Below are 10219 nucleotides of genomic sequence, written 5' to 3' on the forward strand. Positions count from 1 at the left end.
TCGACGAGTCAGGGGCGCCACTGGCATTCGGCTCGGACTGGCCGGTGTCCTCCGGCGCGCCGCTGGACGGAATCGCCGTCGCGGCGACGCGGCGCACCGCCGAGGGTGACCCGCAGGGCGGATGGACGCCGTCGGAGATCATCACGATCGAGCGGGCGCTCAGCGCGTACACCTCTGGTGTCGCGCGGCAGGCGTTCGCCGAAGGGCAATGGGGCGCAATAACTCCCGGCGCGAGCGCCGATCTGGTGTGGTTGGACTCGGATCCGCGCAGCACGCCGCCGCTCGAGGTCCCTGCCGTCGGCGTGCGCGCGACCTACCTCGCAGGAAAGCCGGTCTATTCCACCGATTGATGAAAGGGCTTGCCATGTCGACAGGCCAAGGAGCCGACTCGCAGGCTGGCCGCGCGCGATCATGATCGCGACGATCGTGTCGGGCGTCATCTACTTCGTGCTGTCGTATGTCTCGCAGTTGGTGTTCCCGTCCAACGAATTCACCGACGTCGACGCCGGTGCGCTGGACGTCATGGTCACCGCGGACGGCCAATTCCTCGACACGTTCTTCACCGCCGCATGCGTCGCAGGCGCACTCGGTTCGGCGATCACCTCGCAGGCGTCGGTGGCCAGGATCCTGTACGCGATGGGCCGCGACGGCATCCTCCCGCGCCGCGTGTTCGGCCACGTTTCGCTGCGGTTTTCCACACCGACATGGGCCATCCTGATCGTGTCGGTGATTTCGCTGGCGGCGGTCTGGATCGACCTGACCCTGCTGGCGTCGCTGGTGAGTTTCGGTGCGCTGGTGGCATTTTCGGCGGTCAACCTCACGGTCATCAAGCACTACTTCATCGACGCGGGGGATCGTGCCGGTGGGGCGGTCGTCAACAACCTGGTGCTGCCATTGATCGGCTTCGTGCTCACCGTCTGGCTGTGGTCCAACCTGTCCGGTTCCACACTGGTGTTCGGGTTGATCTGGCTGGCGGTCGGCTTGGCGTGGCTGCTCTGGGTCACTCGCGGTTTCCAGCGGCCGACCCCGGTTCTCGACATGGCCGAGGCATGACCTACGCCGGGCAGTAAAGCGCGTCCAGCACGATGCCGCGCGGGTCGTCGGCGATCGACTCCGTGTCCGGCGGCGATTGGGTGAACGTCATCGAGATGGCAGGCCCGTCAAAGGGTTTCAGCATCAAGCTGTGGTAGCCATCGATGTCGCCGCCGTGGCCCCACGCGGTCACACCGCAGGGCAGGGACACGCTCGTGAGCCCGAGGCCGTAGTTGAGGAGGCCGTCACCACCGGTCATCGGAACGGTTTCCATCATCTCCTCGAGTTGAGCCCCCGGGACGACCCGGCCGTCGAGCAGCGCGGTGATGAACGCTGAAGTGTCCTCGTTGATGGAGACCAGCGCCCCGGCCATGCCAGCGGCGGAGGCGTTGAAATCGGTGACATCTTTGCGGCTGCCGCCGACCACTTCGTAGCCGTGCGCGAACGGCTGACGCAGGCCGGTGTCGCCCGCGGCGGGGAAGTACGTCTCGAAAAGGCCCAGCGGCACGATGATTCGCCGCGTGATCTCGTCGGCGGCCGGCCGTCCTGTCACCTTCTCGATCAGCAGACCCGCGATGATGTAGTTGGTGTTCGTGTACTTCATTTCGGCGCCCGGCGGGAACTGGGCGGGCTGTGTCAGCGCCATGTCGAGAAGCTGGTCCGCGGTCGCCGGTTCGGTCGGCGGTGGGGTGTCTTCGTCGAAGTACTCCGCCAGCCCGCTCTGATGCCGCAGCAGCTGACGCACGGTGATCGCATTGGCGTCGATGCCTTCACCACGGATGCGGCCGGGCAGGTATGTCTCGATCGGCGCGTCGAGGTCCATGTTGCCCTCGGCGACCAGTTGCAGAACTGTCGCCGCCACAAAGGTTTTCGTGATACTCGCGACGCGGACGTGTGTCGGCGGGGCGAACCCTTCGCGGCTTTCCACGTCGGCATGGCCCGCCGCAAAGCGGGTGAGGGCGGCGCCGTCACGGACGACGGCGACTCCGCCGGCGAGGTCGTCGGTGACTACGACGCGGGTGAACGCGTCGTCGACGGCGGTGGGTTGGGCGGATGCGGGAGCGGCGGTGAATCCGAGAAGCAGGACGGCCGCGATGAATGCCAGGCGCACTAGGCGGAGCGTAGTTCCCAGGAGTGCGCAGTAGCGATGAGGCCCTGAACCAATGCCGACGTAGCGGGGGACAGGCCGTCGTCACCCGGCAGCGGGCTGCGCGGGCTGATGCCCCGCACGCGCGGGGTCAGTTCCAGCTGCGTGCCACCGCAGCGCACCCGGTTGACGGGGTTGTCGGGGTGCAGGCCCCTCAGTTCGCGCGGGATCGCATCGAGATCGGTGACGACCTGGTAGCCGGGAACCACGACGTGGCGGGCCAGGTGGTCGGCCAGAGCCCGGTTGCGACCGCCGGCGAGCAGCTGGGTGCTGCGACCGATACGGCCATAGCCGTGCAGTGACACCGCGACGTCGACGTGGTCGAGGAACTCGGCGAGGCGGCTCGATTCGTGCGCGAGATACAGCACCGATGACAGGTGGTGCGGGTAGTTGTCGGGGTGGCGCACGAGATATACGGACGCGCCTGCGGCTTCGGCGGCGCGCTCGGCGATGACGTCGGTCATCTGTTCAAGCCCGCCGCCATGGATCGCCAGGAAGCCGAACCGTGACCGCAGCGTGCTGTGCTCAACGATGCCGGGATCGGCGAGCAGTTCCGAAAGCGACCGTGGCGCAGGCGAATTCGCGTTGCTCGTGCGGTGCGGCCAGTGCACCGGATCCCATCGCTCTAGGAACTCGATCCACCGATGAGGCAGGCCGTGGTGCACGGCGCCGTCGATGATGCGTTCCAGGTAACCGGTGCGCGGTGCGCCAGGATCAACGCGATGGTCGATGTACACCCACGCTTCTGACGTGCCGTCGTCGGTGTGCACGGTGAGCCGGTCGCGGCGGTAACGCACCGGGACACCTTCGGCACTGTCGAGCGTCGCCAGGTCGTGGTCGGTCAGTTGCCACACCACGCCGTGCACGTGCGAGCCGTCGAAGGGTTCGACCGTGGCCACGCCGCGCTGGTTGATCAGCCAGTCATGATTGGCCAGCCGGGCGGGCCGCGGATTGACGGCGCCGGGGCATCGCCGAGCCATCTGCCTCACGCACAGGTTGGACCCGTACGCGAAGTAAAAATGGCGAGCCTGCATTCAGCCCGCAACGGTCAGATAGATCAGCACCACATTAAGGAGACTAATCAATGCGGCCACGATCCACCCAAGCGCGCTGGTCAGCCGGTGGTTCGTGTCGCCGCCCATCAGCGGTGCGTCGCTGGTCAGACGGATCAGCGGAATCAGCGCGAACGGTATGCCGAACGACAGCACCACTTGCGACAACACGAGTGCCCGGCTGGGATCGAGCCCGATGGCCAGGATCAGCAACGCCGGAGTCAAGGTGACGAGGCGTCGCAGCAACAGTGGGAAGGATCGGCGCAGCAGGCCCTGCATGATCATCGCGCCGGCGTAGGCGCCGACTGAGGACGAAGCGAGCCCGGAGGCGAGCAGGCCGATCGCGAACAGCAGCGCAACGGTTGGCCCGAGCGTGTCCTGGACCGCGGCGTGCGCGCCTTCGATGGAGTCCGTGCCCTCGCGACCCTGCAGGGTAGTGGCGGCGACCAGCACCATCGACAGGTTCACCGCGCCGGCAATCAGCATCGCCAAGCCGACGTCCCAGCGGGTGACTTTCAGCAGCATGCGGCGCCTTGGACCGGCGTCGGGGTGGCCGTGACGGTCGCGCGCAAGCCCGGAGTGCAGGTACACCGCGTGCGGCATGACCGTCGCGCCGAGCATCGCGGCTGCAAGCAGCACGCTTTCGGTGCCTTCGAACCGCGGCACCAGGCCCGCGGCCGCCTCGCCTATCGGAGGTGGGGCGACGAACAGGCTGGTCAAGAAGCCGACCGCGATGACCAGCAGCAAGCCTGTGATGACCCGCTCGAACGTGCGCTGCCCGCGGCGGTCCTTCACGACGAGCAGCAGCAGCGAAACGACGCCGGTGATGATCCCGCCGGTCAGCAGCGGAAGATCGAACAGCAGGTACAACGCGATGGCGCCGCCCATCACCTCGGCGAGGTCGGTGGCCATCGCCACCAGCTCGGCCTGCAGCCAGTAGGCCAGCCGCGTCGGACGCCGCATCCGCGAACCGACCGCCTCCGGCAGCGACATACCGGTGACCAGGCCGAGCTTGGCCGACAGGTATTGCACCAGGCAGGCCATCGCATTGGCCACGACGATGACCCAGACCAGCAGAAAGCCGAACTGTGCGCCCGCGCTGACGTTGGCTGCGACGTTGCCGGGATCGACATAGGCGATGGCGGCGACGAACGCCGGCCCGAGCAGAATCCAGCTGGGCCGCAGCCGCGCCTCGGTGTCCTGTATCAACTAACCCACTCTCTATCCGGTACAGCGAATAGAAAAGTTAGGTTAGACGAAACCTTTCAGTCGTGGCTAGCGGGGGCCTTGGCCAGGCGGCGTCAGGGTACGACGCCGCCCGGGAAGCCCTGGTCGCAGAACGACGTGAAGCCCTGGGTGCACCCGTATCGGATGTACGGGCCGATCGGCGGCGGTGTTGTGCGGATCTGTGCGTGGCCGGGGCCCTCACATTGGGTGGTTCCCGGTTTGATTTCGACGCACTGCGGCGCCGCGGTGGCAGTCGGTGAGACGAGCATCGCCGCGGTGACACTGGACGCGGCTATCAGAAGTGCTGCCGATTTCACCACCCAACGCCGCCGAAGCCGATGACGAAACCACCGCCCCATGGCCAGCCCCAGTTGTTGATCAACGGGGGTGAGGTGACGATCTGTGCACTGCCATTGGTTTCGCACTGTGTGGTGTTCGGCCCCGTGTTGGTGCACTCCGGAGCGGCCGTGGCGATAGGTGCCATTACGACAGCAGCGCAGGCGCCAGTAGCCGCGAAAAATGGTGTGAGATAGCGAATCTTGATCCGCATGGTTGGCCTCCTTGGGCCGCGGAAGGTGTGGTTAGCGGCCTCCGCCGCCGTGTCCGCCACCGCCGTGGGTGCCGCCACCACCGAAAATCAGTGCGGGACCGTAGAACTCGTCGTCCCACGGATACACATACGTCGGTTCGGCAGGGGTGGCGTTGATTTGGACGTTGCCGGGCGTCTGGCACTCGGTAGTAGAGCCGCCGAGGGATTCGGCGCCGCCGGTGTCGACGCATTGCGGAAGCGTTGGCTCCGGTTGAGCGAGCGCGCTCGGCGCGGCCAGGATGGCCGCTGCGGCGCCTGCCGCTGCAAACAGCGGGGCGAAGTAAAGCAGAGTCCGTCGCATAGGCAAGTCCTTCATTTAAGAGCCCCCGGCTTATTCAGCAAGCGTACAGCCCTTTTCCCGTAATTAACGGCAAGTCCAGCGTCGTTCTGATGCCCGGCGGCGCTTGCACAACCGCGGGGATCGCATTGACGACGCGGGCGGCGGTGGCGACGAGGCCTGCGTGGTTGTGATCGCCGTTCGGGCTGCTCAGGCAAAGGTCCAAAGCGTAGGACGGCTCACCGGTCACCTCGATCCGGTACGAGCCGCCTTCCTGGGCCGGTTGGGGCCAATCCGGACACAGGTCGTCGCGCAGCCGGGTGACGTGTTCGAGGACGACGCCGGGCTTGCCTCCGACCATGCCGCGCACCTCGAACCGCAACGCGGCGGCGCTGCCCTTCTCGATATGCCCCGACGCGATGTCGAAGTCCTCGGGAGCCGGTACGCGGACGTAGTTTTCGCTGACCTCATCGAGGTCAATGCCGAGGCCGGCGGCCAGCTGCCGGACCACCGAACCCCACGCCAGGCTCAGCACGCCGGGTTGCAACAGCATCGGAAGCTCGTCGAGCGGTTTGCCGAAGCCCATCACGTCGAACATCACGGTGGCGCTGTCATAGGTGTCGTAGTTGATGATCTCCATGCAGCGGATCTGCTCGATGCTCTGGCAGGTGCCCGCGAGTGCGAGCGGAAGCAGGTCGTTGGCGAAACCGGGATCGATGCCGTTGACGAACAAGCTCGCGTTGCCTTGTTGCGTGGCTTCTTCGATCGGTTTCACGAGCTCGTCGGGAAGTACCTGCCACGGATACTGGAGAAACACCGCGCTGCTGCCGACGACATTGATTCCGGCGGCCAGGATGCGCCGGTAGTCCTCAAGTGCGTCGGGCAGCCGGTTGTCGGCCATCGCGGTGTAGACCGCGCATTCGGGCTTGTCGGCCAGGATTGCATCGAGGTCGTTGGTGGCGGTGATACCTGTCGAATTGTCAAGTCCCGCAAGCTCAGCGGCGTCCTTGCCTGCCTTGGATTCACTTGACACCCACACCCCGGTCAGCTCGAACCGGGGGTCGTTGATGAGCTGTGTGAGCGCATGCCGGCCGACGTTGCCGGTGCCGATCTGCGCGACTTTGATGGCCATGGCTACGTCCTCACAGGTCGGGGATGGGCAGGTCGAGGTTGGGAACGGTGAGGCCACCGTCGACCTCGAGCGTCTTGCCGGTCAGGAAACTGCCCGCAGGCGACGAGAGATAGACGGCGGCCGCGGCGATGTCGAGGGGATCGCCGAGTCGTCGCATGGGTGTTGCCTTCTCCATCGGCTCTCGCAACTCGTCGTTCGACGCCACCACGTCGAGCGCGGAGGTGAGGATGGATCCGGGCGCGATGGCGTTGACCCGGATCCGCGGACACAGATCCAGGGCGGTCTGCCGGGTGTAGTGCGCGAGCGCGCCTTTGGCGGTGGCATATGCGGCGAATCCGCGCCCGGCCAGCCGGCCCATCGTCGAGGTGATGTTGATGATGCTGCCGCCGCCGGAATGCTCGAGCATGAGCGGGACAGCGGCGGTGGTCAAAGCGTGAGCCGTGAGCACATTGAACGTGAAGGCATCCTTCATGTCTTTGACCGACGTCGTCAGCAACGTGTTCGGCATGGTGCCGCCGACGTTGTTCACGACGATGTCTAGTTTCCCGAACGCCTCAACCGCGGTGGCGGCGAGCTTGGCGGTGTCTTCGGGATGGGCGAGGTCGGCGACGACGATGTGGGCCTTGCGGCCGACGCCCTTGATTTGCTCGGCAACCTCTTCGAGTTGGGACTGCGTTCGCGCCGCGATGACAACGTCCGCACCGGCTTCCGCGAAAGCGACTGCCATCGCGGCACCGAGCCCGCGGCCAGCGCCGGTTACCACCGCGACTTGGTCGTCGAGCCGAAATCTGTCGAGAATCACGTTCGTTTCCTTCCCTCGCCGGGCGAACCGTAACAGGGCGGGAAGCTTTCGGTGGGCAGTTTCTGAAACACGTTCTAGTTCGGCTGTGAGCGCGGCGTCCCGACAGCGAGTTCTGCACCAGCGCTGTGGATAGTCGCGAATCGCGACCCTGGTGCAGAACTCGGCGGCTCTTAGAGCGATGCGACGTGTAGCGCAACGACGGCAGCGGAGACTGCCGCGAGTACGGCGGGCGTGACCAAGTGTGCGGTGTCTTTCGCGCGCACGTGAAAGCCGACCGCCAGCACGAAGTACACGACCAAACCCGCCGCTGCCGCGATGCCGGCAAGCGGCCACCAGATCCCGACGATGAGTCCGGCCGCCGCGACCAGCAGCACCGCGGCCAAGCCGTTGAGCCACGACTCCGGCACGCCTGCGATGCGATAGCCCTCGACAGCTTTCGGTGAATGGCTGAGCTTGAACGCGGCCGAGGCGCTCAGCAGCACGGCCAAGAGGATCGAAACAACAACCAACGCAATGGCCATACGTCAATCTATACGCGTGTATAGATTGAATGGCAATGAGTCCACAGCGCAGCAATCGTGACCAGCTGATCGACGGCGCCCTGCGCTGCCTCGAGCGATTGCCGGCCGAGCGCGTAACCGCACGGGCGATCGCCGAGGAATCTGGTGCCAACCTCGCCTCGATCGCCTACCACTTCGGTTCTAAGGACGGCTTGGTGACGGCCGCGGTCATCGACGGCCTCGACCGCTGGCTCGCCGAAATCGAGAACGCCCTGTCCGGTCTCGACGCCGGCACGCCTGCAGAGCGTTTCCGGCGGGCCAACGCCGTCATCCGCCGGACCCAGCGACGACAGGCGGGCCTGGTTCACAACTTCGTCGCAGCGATTGCCAAGGCGCAGCACGACCCCGTCGTCCGCGAACAGCTCGCGGTCGGATTCCGTCGTACCCGCCCAACCGTCGCCGACCTCTTGGATATCGGCCCCGATCGAGCAGGCGTCGACGCCGCCGGGCTAGTTCTCGCGATGTTCTACGGCCAGATAATCCAGGCCCAGGTCGATCCGGAGCTCACCTTCGGAGGCGAAAGGTTCGACCGGGCGTTTCGGCGGCTGCTTGACTTGGGTTTGCCGCTTTGATCCGGCAGCCGCGCTAGAGAGCTACTTCTTCGCCGCAGCCTTTTTAGCAGCCTTCTTGGCAGGGGCTTTCTTTGCCGCCTTTTTCGCCGGCGCCTTTTTCGCGGCAGCCTTTTTCGCCGGTGCCTTCTTGGCGGGCCGCTCGCCGTCGGAGTCGCCGCCACCGCCGGCACGTCGCGCCTTCACGCTGGCCTCCAGCTTCGCCAGCAGATCCGACACGTCCTCGGTCTCGTCGAGCTCCTTCGGCTGCTCCTCGGTGGTAAACGCTTCGCCGCCTTCGAGTTTGGCTTGCACCAATTCGTGCAGCTGCTCCTGGTAGTCGTCGTGGTAGCGGTCCGGGTTGAAGTCGTCGGTCATCGACTCCACCACCTGGCTGGCCATCTTCAGCTCGGCCGACTTGACCTCAACTTCCTTGTCCAGCACCGGGAAATCGGGATCGCGGATCTCATCGGGCCACAGCAACGTATGGATGACCATCACGTCGCGCTTGGAAAAGTCCTTGACCCGCAACGCCGCAAGCCGCGTCTTGTTGCGCAGCGCGAAGTGCACGATCGCCACCCGATCCGTCTCCATCAGCGTCTTGGCCAACAGGACATAGGACTTCGTCGACTTGCCCTCCGGCTCGAGGAAGTAGCTGCGGTCATACAACAACGGGTCGAGGTCGGCCGCCGGAACGAACTCCAGCACCTCGATCTCGCGGCTGCGCTCCTCGGGCAGCGTCGAGATGTCCTCGTCGGTGATCACCACCATCTGGCCGTCGTCGGATTCGAAGGCCTTGGCGATGTCGCGGTACTCGACGACCTCGCCACACACCTCGCAGACCCGCTTGTAGCGGATGCGCCCGTTATCCTTCGCGTGCACCTGGTGGAATTTGATGTCGTGGTCTTCGGTCGCGCTGTAGACCTTGACCGGGACGTTCACCAGGCCAAAGGCGATCGAACCCTTCCATATGGAACGCATTAGCTCAGTATGGCCGACCCGGCCGCTGCGGCGTCGCGAGTGGCGCGATCGGGCAGGTCAGCGCCCGCGCGGGCGACCGTCAACGCCGACGAAAGCACCGCCGTCTGCAACACCACATTCAACGCGTCGAGCCCGATTCGACGCAGTTGAGGGCGCTGCTGAGCACCCAGAAGGCCAAGCGACCAGAGCGCATCGATAAGTCCGGTCATGAATGCGTCGCCGGCGCCGACGGTGTCCACGACTTTCACCGGCGGCGCTGCGACTCTCGCGGTGCCCGCCTCGCACATCGCGAATGCGCCCTGATCTCCCATCGTCACCGCCACGACCGACGGGCCGAGCCCGAGCCACGTCCTGGCGATCTGCTTGGGGGAGCGGTGCGGGTCGATCCAGCGCATGTCCTCGTCGCTCGCCTTGACCACGTCGCACCGCTCGATCAGGCGGTCGATGCGGCCTCGGGCGATGTCGTCGTCCTCGATCAATGCCGGCCGGACGTTCGGATCGAACGTGATGGTTGCCGACGGGTGATAGGTGTCCAGCAGCGCCGCGGTCGCCCGGCAACCCGGTTCGAGCACGGTGGCGATCGACCCGGCATGCGCCACCAGCGGCGGCGCCACCTCCGGCGTCCCGCTCAGCTGCCAGTCGATGTCGAACGTATAAGACGCCGAGCCGTTCGCGTCCAGCGTGGCCAGTGCCGTCGGTGTGCGCTCGGCGCTGGTGCTGCCCGAAACCAGCTCTACGCCAGAGCTTTTCACGTACTCGGCGATCCGGCGGCCGCGCGGATCGTTGCCGATGGGCGTGAGGAAGTCCGCGCCGCGGCCCAGCCGGGCCAGACCCACCGCCACGTTGAGCGGGCTGCCGCCGACAGGTTCGCC

General features: G+C 66.0%; 13 protein-coding genes and 1 pseudogene. 3 read left to right on the top strand and 11 right to left on the bottom strand.

What is annotated here, in order from left to right:
* Together VFH65_RS31150 and VFH65_RS31155 are read left to right on the top strand one after the other, a co-directional pair.
* Positions 1-350, top strand: a 350-nt coding sequence (locus VFH65_RS31150; protein ID WP_353327251.1) for an amidohydrolase family protein, incomplete at its 5' end; no start/stop codon positions are given.
* 49 nt (positions 351-399) lie between these two features.
* Positions 400-1053 (top strand): annotated as a pseudogene (locus VFH65_RS31155) (APC family permease); the annotation flags it as partial.
* A 1-nt stretch (position 1054) separates the two neighbouring features.
* Here the strand turns inward: VFH65_RS31155 and VFH65_RS31160 are convergent.
* The 9 genes from VFH65_RS31160 to VFH65_RS31200 form a co-directional block, all read right to left on the bottom strand.
* On the bottom strand, positions 1055-2143 hold the full coding sequence (locus VFH65_RS31160; RefSeq protein ID WP_353327253.1) for a serine hydrolase domain-containing protein: 1089 nt from the start codon (positions 2141-2143) through the stop codon (positions 1055-1057).
* Complete coding sequence (locus VFH65_RS31165) at positions 2143-3213, bottom strand: poly-gamma-glutamate hydrolase family protein (RefSeq protein WP_353327255.1); 1071 nt, start codon at positions 3211-3213, stop codon at positions 2143-2145. Before VFH65_RS31165 ends, VFH65_RS31160 begins: the two co-directional genes overlap by 1 nt.
* Positions 3214-4440, bottom strand: coding sequence for an Nramp family divalent metal transporter (locus tag VFH65_RS31170; protein WP_353327256.1), 1227 nt, complete (start codon positions 4438-4440; stop codon positions 3214-3216).
* Positions 4441-4532: 92 nt separating this feature from the next.
* Positions 4533-4775: a hypothetical protein gene (locus VFH65_RS31175; RefSeq protein WP_353327258.1), complete on the bottom strand. Its 243-nt coding sequence runs from the start codon at positions 4773-4775 to the stop codon at positions 4533-4535.
* Positions 4772-5008, bottom strand: a complete 237-nt coding sequence (locus VFH65_RS31180; RefSeq protein WP_353327263.1) for a hypothetical protein — start codon at positions 5006-5008, stop codon at positions 4772-4774. The genes VFH65_RS31175 and VFH65_RS31180 overlap by 4 nt, the downstream gene beginning before the upstream one ends.
* A gap of 31 nt (positions 5009-5039) precedes the next feature.
* Positions 5040-5348, bottom strand: a complete 309-nt coding sequence (locus VFH65_RS31185; protein ID WP_353327265.1) for a hypothetical protein — start codon at positions 5346-5348, stop codon at positions 5040-5042.
* 34 nt (positions 5349-5382) lie between these two features.
* The gene (locus VFH65_RS31190) at positions 5383-6456 is read right to left on the bottom strand and encodes a diacylglycerol kinase (protein WP_353327267.1); all 1074 of its coding nucleotides are present in this window, start codon (positions 6454-6456) and stop codon (positions 5383-5385) included.
* Positions 6457-6466: 10 nt separating this feature from the next.
* On the bottom strand, positions 6467-7258 hold the full coding sequence (locus VFH65_RS31195; protein ID WP_353327269.1) for an SDR family oxidoreductase: 792 nt from the start codon (positions 7256-7258) through the stop codon (positions 6467-6469).
* A 170-nt stretch (positions 7259-7428) separates the two neighbouring features.
* Complete coding sequence (locus VFH65_RS31200) at positions 7429-7779, bottom strand: DoxX family protein (protein ID WP_353327270.1); 351 nt, start codon at positions 7777-7779, stop codon at positions 7429-7431.
* 35 nt (positions 7780-7814) lie between these two features.
* Here VFH65_RS31200 and VFH65_RS31205 point away from each other — a divergent pair, with 35 nt between their 5' ends.
* The gene (locus VFH65_RS31205) at positions 7815-8390 is read left to right on the top strand and encodes a TetR/AcrR family transcriptional regulator (RefSeq protein WP_353327272.1); all 576 of its coding nucleotides are present in this window, start codon (positions 7815-7817) and stop codon (positions 8388-8390) included.
* Between the two features lie 21 nt (positions 8391-8411).
* Here VFH65_RS31205 and VFH65_RS31210 read toward each other — a convergent pair whose 3' ends face one another.
* Both VFH65_RS31210 and VFH65_RS31215 read right to left on the bottom strand, forming a co-directional pair.
* Complete coding sequence (locus VFH65_RS31210) at positions 8412-9347, bottom strand: Ku protein (RefSeq protein ID WP_353327274.1); 936 nt, start codon at positions 9345-9347, stop codon at positions 8412-8414.
* A partial coding sequence (locus VFH65_RS31215) for a carbohydrate kinase family protein (protein ID WP_353327275.1) occupies positions 9347-10219 on the bottom strand: 873 nt, incomplete at its 5' end. The genes VFH65_RS31210 and VFH65_RS31215, both read right to left, overlap by 1 nt.

Source organism: Mycobacterium sp., assembly GCF_035697385.1.
Classification (GTDB): Bacteria; Actinomycetota; Actinomycetes; order Mycobacteriales; family Mycobacteriaceae; genus Mycobacterium.